The 17,884-nt window shown below is 37.5% G+C and carries 20 protein-coding genes; 10 read left to right on the top strand and 10 right to left on the bottom strand.

All coding sequences use genetic code 11. The features are described 5' to 3' along the window. Positions 1-85: 85 nt before the first annotated feature. The gene (folK, locus tag H9N25_RS04720) at positions 86-592 is read right to left on the bottom strand and encodes a 2-amino-4-hydroxy-6-hydroxymethyldihydropteridine diphosphokinase (protein WP_190328113.1); all 507 of its coding nucleotides are present in this window, start codon (positions 590-592) and stop codon (positions 86-88) included. A 40-nt stretch (positions 593-632) separates the two neighbouring features. Between folK and sppA the strand changes: the two genes are divergently transcribed. Beyond that, the gene (gene sppA / locus H9N25_RS04715) at positions 633-2,399 is read left to right on the top strand and encodes a signal peptide peptidase SppA (protein WP_190328112.1); all 1,767 of its coding nucleotides are present in this window, start codon (positions 633-635) and stop codon (positions 2,397-2,399) included. Positions 2,400-2,478: 79 nt separating this feature from the next. Here the strand turns inward: sppA and H9N25_RS04710 are convergent, their stop codons facing one another. Continuing rightward, positions 2,479-3,108 (bottom strand): hypothetical protein, encoded by a 630-nt coding sequence (locus H9N25_RS04710; protein WP_190328111.1) that lies wholly within the window; start codon positions 3,106-3,108, stop codon positions 2,479-2,481. A gap of 89 nt (positions 3,109-3,197) precedes the next feature. Here H9N25_RS04710 and H9N25_RS04705 point away from each other — a divergent pair, with 89 nt between their 5' ends. From H9N25_RS04705 to murA, 6 genes are all read left to right on the top strand, one after another. Continuing rightward, positions 3,198-4,874 (top strand): DNA polymerase/3'-5' exonuclease PolX, encoded by a 1,677-nt coding sequence (locus H9N25_RS04705; protein ID WP_190328110.1) that lies wholly within the window; start codon positions 3,198-3,200, stop codon positions 4,872-4,874. A 121-nt stretch (positions 4,875-4,995) separates the two neighbouring features. Beyond that, positions 4,996-5,598: a DUF4254 domain-containing protein gene (locus tag H9N25_RS04700; RefSeq protein WP_190328109.1), complete on the top strand. Its 603-nt coding sequence runs from the start codon at positions 4,996-4,998 to the stop codon at positions 5,596-5,598. A gap of 34 nt (positions 5,599-5,632) precedes the next feature. Then, entirely contained in the window at positions 5,633-6,664 is a 1,032-nt protein-coding gene (locus tag H9N25_RS04695; RefSeq protein WP_190328108.1) for a glycosyltransferase family 9 protein, read from the top strand. Continuing rightward, the gene (locus H9N25_RS04690) at positions 6,657-7,154 is read left to right on the top strand and encodes a SixA phosphatase family protein (protein WP_190328107.1); all 498 of its coding nucleotides are present in this window, start codon (positions 6,657-6,659) and stop codon (positions 7,152-7,154) included. Before H9N25_RS04695 ends, H9N25_RS04690 begins: the two co-directional genes overlap by 8 nt. A gap of 425 nt (positions 7,155-7,579) precedes the next feature. Then, a complete protein-coding gene (locus tag H9N25_RS04685; protein WP_190328106.1) occupies positions 7,580-8,269 on the top strand; it encodes a DUF4290 domain-containing protein in 690 nt (229 codons plus the stop codon). 93 nt (positions 8,270-8,362) lie between these two features. Continuing rightward, a complete protein-coding gene (murA, locus tag H9N25_RS04680) occupies positions 8,363-9,688 on the top strand; it encodes a UDP-N-acetylglucosamine 1-carboxyvinyltransferase (protein ID WP_167295472.1) in 1,326 nt (441 codons plus the stop codon). Between the two features lie 260 nt (positions 9,689-9,948). Here murA and H9N25_RS04675 read toward each other — a convergent pair whose 3' ends face one another. The 8 genes from H9N25_RS04675 to H9N25_RS04640 form a co-directional block, all read right to left on the bottom strand. Continuing rightward, complete coding sequence (locus H9N25_RS04675) at positions 9,949-11,310, bottom strand: pyridoxal-phosphate dependent enzyme (protein WP_167293620.1); 1,362 nt, start codon at positions 11,308-11,310, stop codon at positions 9,949-9,951. Positions 11,311-11,467: 157 nt separating this feature from the next. Continuing rightward, positions 11,468-12,562: a DNA-processing protein DprA gene (gene dprA, locus H9N25_RS04670; RefSeq protein WP_190328105.1), complete on the bottom strand. Its 1,095-nt coding sequence runs from the start codon at positions 12,560-12,562 to the stop codon at positions 11,468-11,470. 51 nt (positions 12,563-12,613) lie between these two features. Next, on the bottom strand, positions 12,614-12,880 hold the full coding sequence (locus H9N25_RS04665; protein WP_167293619.1) for a hypothetical protein: 267 nt from the start codon (positions 12,878-12,880) through the stop codon (positions 12,614-12,616). Between the two features lie 147 nt (positions 12,881-13,027). Further along, entirely contained in the window at positions 13,028-13,966 is a 939-nt protein-coding gene (locus H9N25_RS04660) for a S41 family peptidase (protein WP_190328104.1), read from the bottom strand. Between the two features lie 226 nt (positions 13,967-14,192). After that, positions 14,193-14,534 (bottom strand): hypothetical protein, encoded by a 342-nt coding sequence (locus H9N25_RS04655; RefSeq protein WP_190328103.1) that lies wholly within the window; start codon positions 14,532-14,534, stop codon positions 14,193-14,195. Positions 14,535-14,536: 2 nt separating this feature from the next. Continuing rightward, a complete protein-coding gene (locus tag H9N25_RS04650; protein WP_169502039.1) occupies positions 14,537-15,145 on the bottom strand; it encodes an HAD family hydrolase in 609 nt (202 codons plus the stop codon). Between the two features lies 1 nt (position 15,146). Next, positions 15,147-15,626, bottom strand: coding sequence for an ATP-grasp domain-containing protein (locus H9N25_RS04645; RefSeq protein ID WP_190328102.1), 480 nt, complete (start codon positions 15,624-15,626; stop codon positions 15,147-15,149). A 108-nt stretch (positions 15,627-15,734) separates the two neighbouring features. Continuing rightward, positions 15,735-16,385 carry an ABC transporter ATP-binding protein gene (locus H9N25_RS04640; protein WP_190328101.1) on the bottom strand — a complete coding sequence of 217 codons (651 nt, stop codon included), beginning with the start codon at positions 16,383-16,385 and terminating at the stop codon, positions 15,735-15,737. A gap of 203 nt (positions 16,386-16,588) precedes the next feature. On the opposite strand from H9N25_RS04640, the gene H9N25_RS04635 reads away from it, so the two are divergent. The 3 genes from H9N25_RS04635 to H9N25_RS04625 are packed head-to-tail and all read left to right on the top strand — an operon-like array spanning position 16,589 to position 17,880. Then, positions 16,589-17,224: a hypothetical protein gene (locus H9N25_RS04635; protein ID WP_167295470.1), complete on the top strand. Its 636-nt coding sequence runs from the start codon at positions 16,589-16,591 to the stop codon at positions 17,222-17,224. A gap of 2 nt (positions 17,225-17,226) precedes the next feature. Continuing rightward, entirely contained in the window at positions 17,227-17,523 is a 297-nt protein-coding gene (locus H9N25_RS04630; protein ID WP_167293614.1) for a winged helix-turn-helix domain-containing protein, read from the top strand. Positions 17,524-17,571: 48 nt separating this feature from the next. Then, positions 17,572-17,880 carry a hypothetical protein gene (locus tag H9N25_RS04625; RefSeq protein WP_190328100.1) on the top strand — a complete coding sequence of 103 codons (309 nt, stop codon included), beginning with the start codon at positions 17,572-17,574 and terminating at the stop codon, positions 17,878-17,880. The last annotated feature ends 4 nt before the right edge of the window (positions 17,881-17,884 follow it).

The following is a 17,884-nucleotide window of genomic DNA, read 5'->3' as shown; positions in this document are numbered from 1 at the left end:
ACTTAACTTTAATAGCATTGCATTGATAAGTAAGAAAAGTTCACATGACCTTGGTCGCCTCCGCATACATTAGAAACTTGATACATTACAGCTTTTTAACCTCAAGCGGATCTGTAATATTTCTGCAAATATCAAGCATCGTTTCTCCCAATAGTGGATGTATCACTTCGGGGGCAATCTCGGCCAGGGGTTCCATCACAAATTTTCTTTTCTGCATATACGGGTGAGGCACCTGAAGCTTATCTGGAATATTGATGATTTGATCTCCAAAAAGGATAAGATCGATATCAATTAAGCGTTCTCCCCATTTATCTTTCCTCACCCTACCCAGTTCCTGCTCAATACTTAATGCCAGATTTAAAACTTCCAAAGCGCTTAAATTAGTTTGCAGGGCCACAGCCTGGTTTAAAAATGCAGGTTGATCGGTTTTACCCCAGGCAGCGGTTTCGTAAAGAGATGAGATGGCTATCACCTTACCAATTTTATTGTTCAGTAGCTCGATGGCTTTTTTCAAATTCGCCTCCCTATTACCTAAATTTCCGCCCAGTAACAAATAAGCCGTGCAGTACTCTAAAGCTTGATTAAGCATCATGTATTTTTATATCTTTACAACACAAAATTAAAACATTTAAATGAGAGAATTCTTTAAGTATTTATTTGCCTCTATGCTGGGCTTTTTCTTATCAATAGTCATTGTATTTGTGATCTGCTTCGTAATTGTGGTGGGTTTAATATCTTCTGTTGATAGCGACAAAACGGTTGTTGTGTCTAATAATTCGGTATTATTTCTAAATTTAGACCAGGCCATTACAGAACGTACACCAAAAAATCCATTCGGAAACCTGCCAATTGTTGGGGGCGAAGAAAAAGATGGCATTGGCTTAAACGACTTCTTAAAAGCAGTTCAAAAAGCCAAAACAGATGATAATATTAAATGTATTTACCTGAGTGTGAGCAGTCCGAATGCCGGTTTTGCAACCTTACGCGAGGTTAGGAATGCGTTGATCGATTTTAAAAAATCTCATAAAAAAATTATTGCATACAGCGAAGTATATACACAAGGGGCTTACTATTTAGCTTCTGTAGCCGATAAAGTATATTTAAATCCGGAAGGGGCATTAGAATTTAAAGGATTTAGCTCTGAATTAACTTTCTTTAAAGGAACATTAGAAAAAGTTGGTGTAGAAATGCAGGTCATCAGGGTAGGAAACTACAAAAGTGCCGTTGAGCCATTTATTTTAGATAAAATGAGTGATTACAATCGCAAACAGGTTACAGCTTATGTTGGCGGTTTGTACAATACTTTCTTAAGTGATATTGCGCAGAGCAGGAATATCCAAAAAGATAGTCTCTATAATATTGCTGATAATTACAAAGTGCAGCAGCCGCAAGATGCCGTAAACTTTAAAATGATCGATGCTTTAAAGTACAAAGATCAGATTTTAGAGGAATTAAAAGGATTATCTGGTAGAACCAGAGGAGAGAATGTCCGTTCTGTTTCCATTAACGACTATGCCAAAAACAATAGCGATACAGGCGAAGGAAAAGATAAAGTTGCTATAATTTATGCCAACGGAGAAATTAGCGGAGGCGAAGGTTCTGATAAGCAGATTGGATCGGAACGGATTTCCAGAGCGATCAGAAAGGCCCGCTTAGATGACGATATTAAAGCGGTTGTACTCCGTGTAAACTCTCCTGGAGGTAGTGCACTTGCTTCAGACGTAATCTGGAGAGAAATAGTATTGACCAAAAAAGAGAAACCCGTTATTGCATCCTTTGGCGATGTGGCTGCATCAGGCGGTTATTATATTGGTTGTGCTGCCGATAGTATTTTTGTGCAGCCGAATACCATTACCGGTTCTATCGGTGTATTTGGTATTATCCCGAATTTCCAAAATTTAATGACCAATAAACTGGGTATTACGTTTGATGGTATTAAAACCGGTAAATATGCTGATATAATGGCTACTAACCGTCCTATGACTGCAGGAGAAAAATTCATCATCCAGAATGAATTAAACAGAATTTACAGCGGCTTTGTAAGCCGTGTGGCCGATGGCAGAAAGAAAAGCAAAGCTTATATCGATAGTATTGGCGGCGGTCACGTTTGGATTGGAACAGATGCTGTTCAAATCGGCCTGGCCGATAGAATCGGAAGTTTTAACGATGCGATTAAAGCGGCTGCTAAAAAAGCTAAATTAAAAAATTATAAGGTGGTAGAATATCCGGATGTAATAGACCCATGGAAATCGTTAATGGATGAAGGTACCGACAGGATTAAAACCTATTACACCAAACAAGAACTTGGGGAGAACTACATGCTTTACCAACAGATGAAAAAAGTAATTTCAAGTTCGGGCATTCAGGCCAGAATGCCATTTGAAGCAGTAATAAAATAATGATATAAGATATACAATGGATGATGGAAAACGGGGGTATCCTCGCACTACATCATCCATTTCCTATCTTACACCTTCCCTACTTGATTAGTTTCCACTCAGGGTGCAGCGTTAAATAAGTTGTATTAACCGGAGTATTTGCCGGATGAACGGTTAAAGAAATGCTTTTCCCCTTTAAAAATTCAAAACCAATTCCATCTTTTTTATCGTCATAAACCAGTACGGTATCTTTCTCTTCGTTTAAGTAAGCAGAGAGTTTTTCGATAGTTGAAAATTTCAATTTCGTATCTTCCAAAGTGCAACCTGTTGACAAACCATCTTGCGTTTTAAATTTATTAGAGGTAATCCGGATCTGTTTTACATCTTTTACAAGCATACTGGTATCACGATAAGAAGAATAAATGGCAATTTCGTTTGGGTGTTTCCCTGTCGAATCATCGCTATACCAAATCCCCCAGGCTTTCCCCATTGCAGCATCACCTGCATTTGGCCTCCCTAGTTTTATCCCAACCTGCTCCATGTCTTCACCGAGTGTGATTTCGCCTACTGAACGACCAGCCACAATCAAAAACCTTTCATCAACAGGTTGCACTGTAGCAGATGCTAAATTACTTATTGAATCTTTTTTGTGCTGATCTGTTTTGTGGGCAGATTGACATGCGGCCACACTCATACTTAATCCCAGGAGGGCAAATTTTATAGATTTCATCAGTGTAAAACAACACTTTAATAAAATTGTGTTTAGAAATTAATAAGCTTGGTCAAAATTTGAGGCATTATTTCCTAATTTTACCCCTTATGGAAAACAAGACCATCGCCCGCACCTTACGCCTGTTATCGCAGCTTATGGAACTGCATGAGGAAAATCCCTTCAAGATTAAATCAGTTGCAAATGCCTATTTTAAAGTAGATAAACTGCCTTTTGCCTTAAAAGACAAACCTCTGGATGAGCTGGATAAAATTGAGGGTATTGGTAAAGGACTGGCATCCAAAATCATAGAACTTCTCCAAACAGGAGAATTAAAAGAACTTAACGAAATTCTCGAAAAAACACCAGAAGGTGTAGTAGAAATGCTGGCTATAAAGGGCATTGGACCAAAAAAAATATTCATTATCTGGCGTACCTTAGGAATTGAAAGTATAGGTGAATTGTATTATGCCTGTAATGAAAACCGCCTGATTGAAGCCAAGGGTTTCGGGTTAAAAACCCAGGAAGAAATCAAAAATGCCATCGAATTTAAACTCGCAGCCAACGGGCGGTTTTTATATGCTCAGGTTGAAGGTTTTGCTAAAACATTATTTACCCAACTTTCTGATTGGACTGCAAAAATTGACGGCAATGCACTTTTAGGTTTCGCTGGTCAGTATCGCCGCGCCTGTGAGATTATTGATGAGCTGGAAATCGTAATTGGTACAGCACAAATCGATGCCCTTAAACAAAACTTACCTGCTTTCGAGCCACTTTCGCTTATTGAAGCCGAAAATGCTTTTATCTGTACTACCGAAGCAGGTTTTAGAATAAAAATCGATGTGGTAGAAAAAGCTGATTTTTATTTACAATGGTTTACATTAACCGGAAATACAGAACATGTTGAAAAAGTATTGGCTTTAGCTGGCGCTGGACCTTTCGCAAACGAAGAAGAAATTTACAGCAAAGCAGGTTTATCTTTTATCGAACCGGAGCTTCGTGAAGATTTTGATGAAATTGAATTGGCGAAAGTAAATAAACTCCCTACCTTAATTAAATACGAAGATTTAAAGGGCAGTTTGCACAACCACTCTACCTGGAGTGATGGTGTACATACCCTGGAGCAAATGGCTGTATATTGTAAAGAAAACTTAAATCTTCAGTATTTAGGGATCTGCGATCACTCCAAAACCGCTGTTTATGCAAAAGGTTTAAACGAACAGCGTGTTTTTGCACAGCACCAGGAAATTGATGAGTTAAATAAAAAACTCGCTCCCTTTAAAATCTTCAAAGGTATTGAGAGCGATATTTTAAGTGATGGCTCATTGGATTATTCGGATGATATTTTAAAAACATTCGATTTTGTAGTGGCTTCTGTGCACAGCAATTTACGCATGGACGAAGCAAAAGCAACTGCACGTTTGTTAAAAGCTATTGAAAACCCATATACCACCATTTTAGGGCACCCAACGGGTCGTTTATTATTAAGCAGGGCCGGATACCCGATAGATTATAAAAAAATTATTGATGCATGCGCAGCAAATAAAGTCGTGATCGAAATCAATGCCAACCCGCTTCGTTTAGATTTAGACTGGCGCTGGCACCGTTACGCACTCGAAAAAGGCGTTTTATTGTCGGTAAACCCTGATGCACACCGTACCGAAGGTTTCCACGACATGCATTACGGTATTCTGGTAGCACGTAAAGGAGGTTTAAGTGCTGATAAATGTTTAAATGCTTTTTCTTTGGAGGAAATAACAGCGTATTTTAATAGTAGAAAGGTTTAGGGTTTAGGGAAACAGGCCCTAAGCTGTCTTGTTTTAAATCTCACAAATAAATCGGTGTAATCTTAAAATCTGTGTAATCAACCCGGCAGGAAAAAATCAATCTATTTAATATCTTTGCCCCATGATAAGTGAAATTGCCAACCGCATATTTAATCAGGTAATTACAGACTACCACAAGTTTGATGATATTGACCATCCGGTTGAAAACCCATATGATGCCGAAAGTTTAGAGCATCTTTTTTATATTAAAAACTGGATCGATACCGCTCAATGGCATATGGAAGATGTAGTGCGTAACCCACAGATTGATCCTGTTGAAGGTTTGAGCTGGAAAAGACGTATTGATGCACAAAACCAGGTGCGTACCGATATGGTTGAGTTTATTGATGGTTATTTCTTAAATCTTTATCAGGGAATTTCGGCTTTGCCAGATGCAAAAATCAATACAGAAAGTCCTGCATGGGCAATAGACAGGCTTTCTATCCTGGCATTAAAAATTTACCATATGCAGGAAGAGGCCGAACGCGAAAGTGCATCAGCCGAGCATCGTGCACAATGCCAAACCAAGCTTAATGTATTGTTATCGCAGCGCGAAGATTTATCAACCAGTATCGACGAGTTATTGGCTGATATTGAAGCAGGCAAAAAATACATGAGAGTGTACAAACAAATGAAAATGTACAATGATCCGAGTTTAAATCCGGTATTGTATAATAAAGCATAGAAAGCAGAAAGGCCAAAGCTGAAAGCGAAAAGTCATGTCATCAACCCAAAAAATTATTGTTTTACGCTTTTCAGCAATGGGCGATGTGGCCATGGTAGCTTCCATTTTACAAGAATTTTCTGAGCAAAATCCAACAGTTGAGCTGATCATGGTAAGTCGGCCTGCTTTTAAACCCTTTTTCGATCATATCCCCAGCCTCATCTTCCACCCTATCCAGCCTAAAGCCGCTCACAAAGGAATTGATGGATTATACAAACTCTATCAGGAACTCCGCAGTTATAAACCAAACGCAATAGCCGACCTGCACGATAATTTGAGAAGCAGGGCAATTTCTACTTTCTTCCGTTTAACCGGAACAAAAATTAGACGGATAGATAAAGGAAGGGCGGAAAAAAAAGCATTAACACGTACCAATAACAAGATTTTTAAACCACTGAGAAAAACCGTCGAGCGTTATGCCGATGTTTTCCGCGAATTGGGATTTAGCGTTGAGTTAAGCCATAAAATAGAAAAATCTCCACAGGAAATTCCAGCAAATGCTCAAAATTTGTTTGCTAACAAAGCCACTAAAAAAGTAGGCATATCTCCTTTCGCACAGCATGTTTATAAAGTATATGCTTTAGAAAAAATGGAAGAGGTAATTGCCTTATTAAACGAACTGGGTTACGAACTTTTCATATTTGGTGGTGGTAAAACAGAACAAGCAGTTGCCGAAAACTGGACAAAAACGTACAAAAATGCTCATAATGTAATCGGCAGTTTTAACTTAACGGAAGAGCTTGCCATCATATCGAACTTAGATCTAATGTTAAGCATGGACTCATCTGGCATGCATATGGCATCGCTGGCTGGTGTACCTGTAGTATCTGTTTGGGGGCCAACACATCCTTACGCTGGCTTTTTGGGTTACGGACAATTGGAAAACGACTGCATTCAGGTTGAGCACCCTTCAAGGCCAAATTCAATTTATGGAAACAAACCGTGCCTCTGCGGTGTTGAAAACTGTATAGATTTAATTAAGCCTGAAACAATTGTAAACAAAATTAAAGAGAAACTAAATGGCTAAGCAACTACTTCTGGTCCGCCATGGCAAATCGGATTGGGGAAATATAGATTTAAAAGATTTCGACCGTCCGTTAAATAAACGTGGCAAAGAAAATGCACCAGAAATGGCCGAAAGACTAGTCAACAAAGGTTTTAAAATAGATCGGATCGTAAGTAGCCCTGCGAAAAGAGCCAAATCTACGGCCAAATATTTTGCAGAAGCCTATAATATAGACCACATTCAATTTGAAGAATCTATTTACGAGGCCAATACCACAGCCCTGCTTAAAGTGGTTAATAGTCTTAATGATGATGCAGATAAAGTTGTGCTATTTGGTCATAATCCTGGTTTTACAGATTTCGCGAACGAGTTATGCGATGCCGATATTTACAACATTCCGACTGCAGGCATGGTGTTAATTTCTTTTCCTTTTGATTCGTGGCAAATGGTAAGTAAAGGAACAGGAGAACTGGTGTTTTTTGATTACCCGAAAAATAGTGATGAAGTTTAGATTTATTTTATCATTAAGGCGTTAAGAACATTAAGACCTAAATTCATTACAGATTGGCTTCAGCCAACTGCATAAATACTTAAAACGGCTTAGTTATATTATTTGGCGCTGGAAAGGTTTTTCCCGACAAGCACTAATCCACAGTTAAATAAACCCGATGGGAACGAATGCCGATTTTCTTCGGCAGTAGGGACAGCGGGACTGAATGGCCCAAGAACTACTGACGAACATTTTCAAAAAAATATCGCATCAATTTAAAATATCTCAAATCAAGTATGGATACCTGAAATAAAATATTTTTACTACCTTTGAGTATATAAAACGAAAATCTGGCAATAGACATTTCGGTGAATTCATAACCTATACTCTTCTGGTTATTTCATAATTCGTATCGCCAGAAAATTTATCCATTAATTTATCTGAACATGAGTTTTGACTATAATACTACGCGTAGCCATTTAATTTTATCTGAATATGGCCGCAACGTACAAAACATGGTGAAGTATATCTGCGAATTGCCCACCATTGAAGAACGTAATAAATATGCCCAGGCGGTTATCGACCTGATGGGTTTTTTGCAACCACATTTACGTGATGTTGCCGATTTTAAGCATAAACTTTGGGATCACCTGCACATTATTTCTGGCTACCAGATTGATGTTGATAGTCCGTACCCAAAGCCATTAATCGAAAATGCTTACATTAAACCAGAGCCTCTGGCCTATCCGCAACAACGTATTACCTACAAACATTATGGTAAAACAGTTGAAAACCTGATCGAAAAAGCCATGCGCGAAGAAAATGCCGAAATTAAGAAGGCAATGGTTCAGAGCATCGCAAATTTTATGAAAATGGCTTATGTTACCTGGAATAAGGATAATGTAAGCGACGATACGATTATTAAAGACTTAAAGTACCTTTCTGGTGGATTGTTATCACTTGATGAAGGTGTTAACCTGGCCAAAGTAGAATTTAGGGCGCAAAATCCTCGTCAAAACAATAATAATAACAATAACCGGGGCAGAAGCAATAATAACAACAACGGAAAAAACCGTCAGAATAACAACAACAACAATAATAACCGTCAACGCAACAACAATAAATCTAAATATTAATAACCATGTGTCATTCTGAACTTGATTCAGAATCACTAAAATAGATGCTGAAATAAATTCGGCATGACGAACGGGTTAGCAAAAGAAAAAAATATGAACGCATTTGAAATAACAGGCGGAATTAAATTAAAAGGCGAAATTACCCCTCAGGGAGCCAAAAATGAGGCTTTACAGATTTTATCAGCTGTATTGCTTACCGAAAAGAAAGTAACGATCAGTAATATCCCCGACATTAAGGATGTTAACAAACTGATTGAATTACTTGGCGATTTAGGTGTTACCGTTGAGCGTATCAATAAAGATACCTATACCTTTGAAGCTAAAAATATTGATTTGAATTTCTTTGAATCTGATACTTTTAAATCGAAAGGTGGTGGTTTACGTGGTTCGATTATGATTGTTGGGCCATTGTTGGCACGTTTTGGTAAAGCAGCTATCCCGAAACCGGGCGGTGATAAAATCGGCCGTAGAAGATTGGATACACACTTTATCGGTTTCGAAAAATTAGGTGCAAAATTCGTTTACGACAGTAAAAAAGCTTTCTTTAATGTAGATGCCACCAATTTACAGGGTGCTTACATTTTGTTAGATGAAGCATCGGTAACCGGAACGGCAAACATTGTAATGGCTGCTGTTTTAGCCAAAGGTACTACCACCATTTACAACGCTGCCTGCGAGCCGTATTTGCAACAGCTTTGCAAAATGCTTAACCGCATGGGTGCAAAAATATCGGGCATTGGCTCTAACCTGCTTACCATTGAAGGCGTTAAAGTATTAGGTGGAACCGAGCACAGAATGTTGCCGGATATGATCGAAATTGGCTCTTTTATTGGTATGGCTGCCATGACAGAGTCAGAAATTACCATTAAAGATGTTTGTTATGATGAACTGGGTGTAATACCAGAGGTTTTCAGAAAACTGGGCATTAAATTAGAGCGTCGAGGCGATGATATTTATGTTCCTGCTCAAAAACATTACGAAATCGATACTTTTATTGATGGTTCGATTTTGACCATTGCTGATGCTCCCTGGCCAGGTTTTACGCCTGATTTATTGAGTATTGTTCTGGTTGTGGCCACACAGGCAAAAGGAAACGTTTTAATCCACCAAAAAATGTTCGAAAGCCGTTTATTCTTCGTGGATAAATTGATCGATATGGGCGCTCAGATTATCCTATGCGACCCGCACCGCGCAACGGTTAACGGTATCGATAAAAAATACAAACTTCGTGGAATCAGTATGACTTCTCCTGACATTAGAGCTGGAGTTTCATTATTAATTGCGGCTTTATCTGCTGAAGGCAAATCGACCATTTACAATATCGAACAGATTGAACGTGGCTATCAGGATATCGACACCCGTTTACGTGCCTTAGGCGCGCAGATTAAGCGTGTAAACGCTGATGCACCGAGCCACTAAGCTAGAAGTTGAAAGACTAAAGCTTAAAGTGAAAATAACATAACACCAAAACGCCCGAGTAAAATTTTACTCGGGCGTTTTTTATTTGATCACTTTTAAGGGGAATCATCATGCTAAATTTATTTCATCTATTAGTCTTAACATTAAGATCCTGAATAAATTAGGGTGACGACCAGGAGGTTGTCTTCTGGATCAGCATCTTCCGTGCGATAAAGATCCTGAAACAAGTTCAGGAGGACAATCGCAGGAATTAAACACCCCTACCCCGATATCGCATTAATAATATCATACTGGGTAATGATCTCGATCTTACCGGTTTCATCTTCTACTAACACTGCTGAGTTTTCTTTATTAATCAATGAAGAAATTTTATCAATAGAAGTATTCAAATCAACAAACGGGAAAGTAGCCGTCATAATTTCTGAAATCGGCGCCGATTTTAAGCCTGGATTTTCAAGCAATGCTGATAAAATATCGCTTTCGGCAATTTTGCCCACAATCATTCCCTGCTGTGTTACCGGAATTTGAGAAATATTCATCGATTTAATGGTATTGATGGCCTCGAGCACCGATTTTTGTGCATCAAGTGTTACAATCTCCGTGCTTTCTTTTTTAGCCAGGATAGATTTAGCGGTTAATTTTTCGTCCTGTAAAAATCCGCGTTCACGCAACCAATCTTCATTATACATTTTACCCATGTATCGGCTGCCGTGATCGTGAAAAATAACAACAACAACATCTTCTGGCTTTAATTTATCTTTTAGCTGAATTAATCCGCCAATGGCTGCACCGGCAGAGTTACCTACAAAAATACCCTCTTTACGTGCAATATCGCGTGTCATTAAAGCGGCGTCTTTATCCGTCACTTTTTCGAACAGATCGATCACATCGAAATTTACGTTTGCCGGAAGGAAATCTTCGCCAATACCTTCTGTGATGTATGGATAAATCTCATCCTTATCAAATATGCCTGTTTCTTTATATTTCTTGAAAACCGAACCATAGGTATCGATTCCCCAGACTTTAATATTTGGATTCTTCTCTTTTAAATATTTACCGGTTCCAGAAATGGTTCCACCAGTACCTACGCCAACTACCAAGTGTGTAATTTTACCTTCAGTTTGCGCCCATATCTCAGGGCCAGTTTGCTCATAATGCGCTTGTGAGTTGGCTAAATTATCATACTGGTTCGGTTTCCATGAATTGGGAACCTCGCGTTCTAAACGCGAAGAAACAGAATAATAAGATCGGGGATCTTCTGGCTCAACGTTTGTAGGACAAACGATTACCTCGGCACCAAAGGCACGTAAAGCATCTACCTTTTCTTTCGATTGTTTATCAGTTGTGGTAAAAATACATTTGTAACCTTTAATAATGGCGGCCATAGCCAGGCCCATACCTGTGTTTCCAGATGTTCCTTCTATAATTGTTCCGCCTGGTTTTAGCTTACCGCTTTTCTCGGCATCTTCAATCATTTTAACCGCCATACGGTCTTTAATTGAATTACCCGGATTCGTAGTCTCTATTTTCGCCAGAATTGTTCCCGGAACTCCTTTTGTTATTGTATTTAATTTAACCAATGGCGTATTGCCAATAGTTTCTAAAATATTATTGTACCACATATCGCAAAATTAAGCAATGGCATTAACTATTTTATAAACTATATTTTATTTGAAACATAATTTCGAAAATTAAAATTTAAAAGAATTTAATTACATAATCTATAATTATGATAGGCATTATAGATTGATTATTGGGTAAAATGCAATTTCAATTTCCTTAGAGGAGTTTATATATTTTCCCCGGCAAAGAAACAATAACGCCCTGCATCTCTAATGTAAGGATTATAATTGCCAGCTTACTTTGCTGAATATTCAATTGAGCGCAAAGCTCATCAATGGAAAGTTGACCATTTTGTAAGGCATCAACAACCCGCTGCTCGTTAGGAGTAAGCGTTAACTGCAGCGTAGTTTGTTTAGTATTATGTTTAACCTTTATTTCATCATCCCAGCCCAAATAATAAATCAAGTCGTTAGCATTAGTGATTAATCCAGCTCTGTTGGTCTTGATCAGGAAATTACATCCTTCTGAAAAAACATCATTTGTTCTACCCGGAAAGGCATATACATCTTTATTGTAAGAATTAGCAATTTCTGCAGTAATTAAGGCGCCACCTTTTATTGATGCTTCAACTACAACAGTGGCATCTGCAATACCTGCAATAATCCGGTTTCTTTGCGGAAAATTAGGCCGATCGGGATTGGTCATAATTGGAAACTCGGTAAGCAGGCCTCCATTCAAAACCATTTTCTGAGCAACCGCTTTATGAATTTTTGGATACATCCGGTCTAAGCCATGACCAAGTACCCCAACTGTGGGAATATGATTTGCCAGACATTCTTTATGGGTGGTTACATCAATGCCATAAGCCAAGCCACTAACGATCAAAACGTTATAAGGCGCTAAAACCTCACATAATTCCTTACAGAGATTTTTTCCATAGCTTGTTGCATTACGGGTACCAACAATACTGATGATGCGCTGCTGGTTAAAATCAACAGTCCCTTTGGCATAAAGCAGTATAGGCGAATCGATGCAGTTCTTTAATCTTTTAGGATATTTCTCGTCTGAAAAAAACAATACCTCTATCCCATGTTTTTCGATAAAATCTAATTCTTGTCTGGCCCTAACCAAAGCATCAGTACTGCGAATGGCTTCAATTGTTTTCTCTCCGACACCTGGGATTTTTAAAAGTTGTTTTTTGCTTGCAGAAAATACATTTTCGGCACTTCCGCAATAGGCAAGAAGGTTTTTGGCCGTTACCGGACCAATAGATTTAATAAAAGTTAAGGCAATTTTATGGAGCATGCTCATGATCTGATAAGGTTAAATAAATGCGGGATGATTTATTTCCTTAAAGCAAGCTTAAAAATCAATGTCGATTAAACTTTTTAACGGAATATGAATATTGTTTTTTAGCTGTATATATTTCTCTGTTACTGCCCAAACTGTAGTATCAACACGTTTAGGACCAATGGTAGTATTAAAAGTAATGACGGCTTTTGATTTAAATTCATTACCTAGCCTTTGCGCTTCTTCAAGTTTGGTTTGTAGTTCATTGGAATGATCTTCCTTTGCATTGATGATATTTAAATAACTGATATGTTCCTTTTCTACAATTTCTATTGGCATGGTGTCTCTTTAACGATTAATGTTAAACAAGCTTATCAATTTTTTAGAAAAAATGCAACTCTTATTTATTCGATTTGTGTAATAATTATAAAAAAATGGCCAGATTTGTAGTTCAAATCTGGCCATTTCGATAAAGTTTATAGCTAATTATTTAAAATTCAGCTTTCTGGTCTCAACCATTCCTTTAAATTCGTGGTCCAACTTATCAGAAAGATCTCCAACCTGGGTTTTAGATAGTGGTGAAGTACTGCTAATGGTATTATCCTTAATCAAAGAAGAGAAACTTCCATTCGCCGAATAGTATAAGGCCTGTGCCAATAATTTTTCTGTTGGATCTCCAAAATCTTTGGTTACATCATCAAAAATATCTTTATCAACTGCCATTCCATCAAAGTAGCCCCCTTGATCTAATTGATTTTTGGTTTCAAACTGTGGAATGTATAAATCATTTTTATCAATACGGATAGAGAAAAAGCCTACAGGTTTACCATAAGTTTTCTTGCCGATCAGTTTAACATCTATTACAGGCTTTAAATTATTAATTAATAGCTCACTTGCTGATGCGGTGCCGCTGGTTACAATAAAATAAACCCTGGTTAAGCCATTTAATGAGCCACGTTTTGCAAAGACTTCTTGATTAAATGCAGCCCGGGTTGGTTTATAATCTAAATCAAACATTGAAAACATTCGTTTAACGCCATCGGAACCAGTTTGATAAAATTTCTGATTTTGTAAAATAGTTGCGGCTCCATCCTGCATGGTTTTAGTCCAGTATGTGGTATTCATTACTTTTCCGTTTTGAGAAGCAGGGGCAATTAAATTTGTAAAGGCTTCTGATGTGGCTACCGAACCACCACCGTTGTACCTTAAATCAACAACCAACTCGTTAACGCCATCCGTTGCAAACTGAGCAAATGCAGCATCCAATAGCGCAACAGAATTAGTGGTAAAGCTATTGAATACAATATAACCCACCTTTTTTACACCAATAGTATATGTTTTGGTAAAAAGTATCGGGTTGATATTATAACTCGCCTTGGTTATCGTTACATCCTGACTAGTCCCATCTGGTTTTAAAACTGTCATGGTAACCGTTGGGTTTGTGCCAAAAATAGCATTCACGATATAATCTATCCTTGCATCAGTAGTATTGATATCTGTACTACCATTAATTTTGTAATCTGATAACCTCTCTTTAAGCCTTGAACACCGGCAGGAGATCCAGCATATACATATTTGATCCTTAAATCATTCGTACTGGCAAAGAATACCGAAAAGCCAAAATCTCCAGCTACGCCACCTAATTCGCCAGCTACAGTCCCATCATCAATAAAAGAATATTTATCTTTCCCTCCGGTGCTGGGTAAAGCCTTAAGTGCTGCAATGATGGCATTGTTAGAGTTGTATTGTCTCGGTTAAACGTATCGTAATTAGGCATACCTGCATTCCAGAAATAGGTTTGTTTGGCATATAAAAAAATCGAATCTTTAGTCAGCAATGCCCGGTCATTGGTTGGAGTTTGCAACAGGTTTGACTCACCACCAATATTTGCATCAGGGTTATTATTATTTGACTTTTTACACGATGCTGTAAGCCCAGCCACAATGATCAAAGCACACCAAAATGTGTTTTGTGAAATAAATTTTCTAAGCATATTTATTTGTAAATTTCTAGTGATACAATATACTGCAAATTAATTAATTTAGATTGTTGCTCATCAAATTTATTTGCACCAACAACTAACGCTTGGTTAGGCAATAAATTGTTGCTGTTTAGTATGTTCTGAAAAATTTCTGCTTTAGATTGGCCCAATTCCTCAACAAAATATACCGTAAGGTATTGCTCTAGTCCGTTCCACTCCGTTTGCTTAATTTTATTGAGTTGTTGTTCCGGGTTGCCGGCTGTTACAATAAAAATCTGCTTCCGGTTTACAACAAGCTCCTGCATAAACTCGAGCATATTTTTAAAAAGCAAGAGCTTAAGCGGCAAACGGGCATTTAAATGCAGGAGATCGAAATTGTATTTATATTTTTCATCAATCCCAAATTGTTCAGCCGTTTTTTCGAAAAGCCCATCTGTTCCGTTATTTTCATATTCAGTCTGCATAAAGCTGATGATGGGCTGCGCATTTTTTTGCTCGGTATATTCTATAAACTGTGCAAACAGGTAATACACCTGCAACAGATAGTCCTTTTCAGGAAAAAGCACATTGTCTAACTCAAAAATAACAAGTTGTTTATCCTGAACGTATTGATAGGCATCCATATTAAATTGTAAAAAGTTTTAAGTCATTAACATTGTTAAAGCCGAATACCCCATTAAATGATGATGACAGTTTCTGGGATACAGTATTTTCCCCGCTCGAATAAATACAATCGCCATGGATATATACTGCAAAATTTTGAAAAGATTGCTTTTCCTGGGGTAAATAATCTGCAATTACATCAGCATTAGGCAAAAGCACCTGAATTCCATACTCCCCAAAAAGCACTGCAGACTTAGCCAATGGCTCAACTTCATAATCGTGTAAAGGGATGATGCAATCTATCCCTTCAGTAATGCAAAAGTTAAGCAAAATGTGAGCTATGCTATCTTTATTTAACAAGCCTAAGGAAGAAAAAGCATATTTTTCTGTAATGATGCCGGGTACATCGCCATAATCGGCCAGTAGTACAAAATGACTTGGGAATGCTTTCATCAGCTTTAAAGCTTTCGCATTATTTCCGCTGGTAATGAGTATTTTCAAAATTTAATTATTGAATGAATAAAATTAGTGAATGAGAGGGTTTTGAATGAGAGCATGATTGGATGTCCGTATTCTTCCTAAAATCATATAATCCTTAAATCCTCGCTTTTATACAATTAAACCATCTTTCATGCTCACCACGCGATCGCTGGTTTTTGCAAGGTGTTCATTGTGCGTAACAATTACAAACGTTTGATGGAAATTATCGCGCAAACTAACAAATAACTGATGTAATCCTGCCGCATTTTCAGAATCCAAATTCCCTGAAGGCTCATCGGCCAATATGATTGAAGGATTATTGATCAGCGCTCTTGCAATGGCTACACGTTGCTGCTCACCGCCAGACAGCTGATTGGGCTTATGCTGGGCTCTATCTTTAAGTCCGAACAGATCTAAAAGTTCAAACGCCCTGTTTTCAGCCTGTTTTTTATTGGTTTTGGCTATAAATGCCGGGATACAAATATTTTCAATTGCACTAAATTCCGGCAACAAATGATGAAACTGAAATACAAAACCTATATTCTGGTTTCGGAAAGTACTCAATAAATCGCCATTCAATTTATTTATGGTCGTACCTTTTAACTCAACAGATCCCTCATCAGGTTTATCCAATGTCCCTAAAATATGCAACAAAGTACTTTTACCTGCACCAGATGGGCCAATAATGCTTACAATCTCTCCTTTTTGCACTTCAAAATTTACGCCTTTTAAAATTTGCAGATTTCCGTACGATTTTCTTATTCCAGTGGCTTTTAGCATGGTTCAAATTTAGTAAAAAAGCGGAAAGACTAAAGACCAAAGACTGAAGGCTTAGCAAAAATTAGAAAACAAATTCGAAAAAATTAGATCTTTAAAATCTGTGTAATCTATTCATCCGTGTAATCATGCCAAAAGAAAAAAACAAAAAAAGATTTGCAGATATCAATTTTCTATTTAACTTTGAAAAACAAAGCACTTTTAAAATGAACACTCAAGAAGAACAATTAAATGCCTTAAAAGATATCAGACATATGATGGACAGGTCTTCGAGATTTATTTCTTTGAGTGGTTTATCTGGTGTTTTTGCTGGCGTTATTGCTTTAATTGGCGCTTACTTTGCTAATGATGAAATTAACAAATTCATCAATAAACGAGGTTACGGTTATGGTGTAGATGGAGAAATGGACTTGGAGTTTAACTTGATAAAACTTGGTGTTTTTGTTCTAGTGATTGCTTTAGCTGGTGGCGTTTTATTTACCTATAGAAAGAGTCAAAAAAACAATCTTCCTATCTGGGATAAAACCTCTAAATCACTCTTAATCAATTTATTTGTTCCTTTGTTTGCTGGTGGATTATTTATTATTGCTTTATTAATTAACCATCCAAATACTTATAGCATTATTGCCCCGAGCTGCTTAATTTTTTATGGCTTAGCACTTATTAATGCCAGTAAATATACTTACAGTGATATTCGCTACCTGGGGCTTTGCGAAGTAATACTTGGGTTGATCTGCATGTTTTACGTTGGTTACGGGTTAATTTTTTGGGCTTTCGGCTTTGGTATACTGCACATTGTTTATGGTCTTTTAATGTATTTTAAATATGAGAGAGGTCAGTAAGGATGAAAAACCCGATAGCAGATTTAAATAAAATATTCGATAGCCGGATCAGGTTGGGCGTTATGTCTATCCTGGTGGTAAACGATGAAATTGGCTTTAACGACCTGAAACAGATGCTCGAATTAACCGATGGCAATTTGGCTTCACATTTAAATACGTTAGAACAGGCCGAATTTATTAAGGTGTACAAAGGTTTTATCGGCAGAAAAACCAGCACCACCTACTCTATCACGGCTTTAGGCAAACAGGCTTTTAAAGCACATTTAGATGCACTTGAAAAAATGATCAAAAAACTATAAGCTATTTTTTTTTAACTATTTACTTTGAAATTCAAAGCACTTTTAAAGATGAAAGAAGAAATTAAAGAACCCCAAATGATTTACGTTGGAAAGAAACTTGCCTACTATTCTGCATTTTTCGGAACCATGATTTTAATAGCCTATATGATATCCCATGCAGGTTTTTTGATAGGCTTGGGATTGGTTTATGTACTATCGGCATTTGTAATTAACGGCATCTTTTTATTGATACTTTTATTAGAACTAATCTACAACACCGACTACAGGAGAGCATACATCGTGGCCATTATCAGTATGCTGCTAAATATTCCCCTAAGCTTTTTCTATCTCTTTCTTGTATTACATCCTATTTTTTAATCCT

The organism is Pedobacter riviphilus, from assembly GCF_014692875.1.
Lineage (GTDB): Bacteria > Bacteroidota > Bacteroidia > Sphingobacteriales > Sphingobacteriaceae > Pedobacter > Pedobacter riviphilus.
This window is presented reverse-complemented; position numbering and strand designations above follow the sequence as displayed.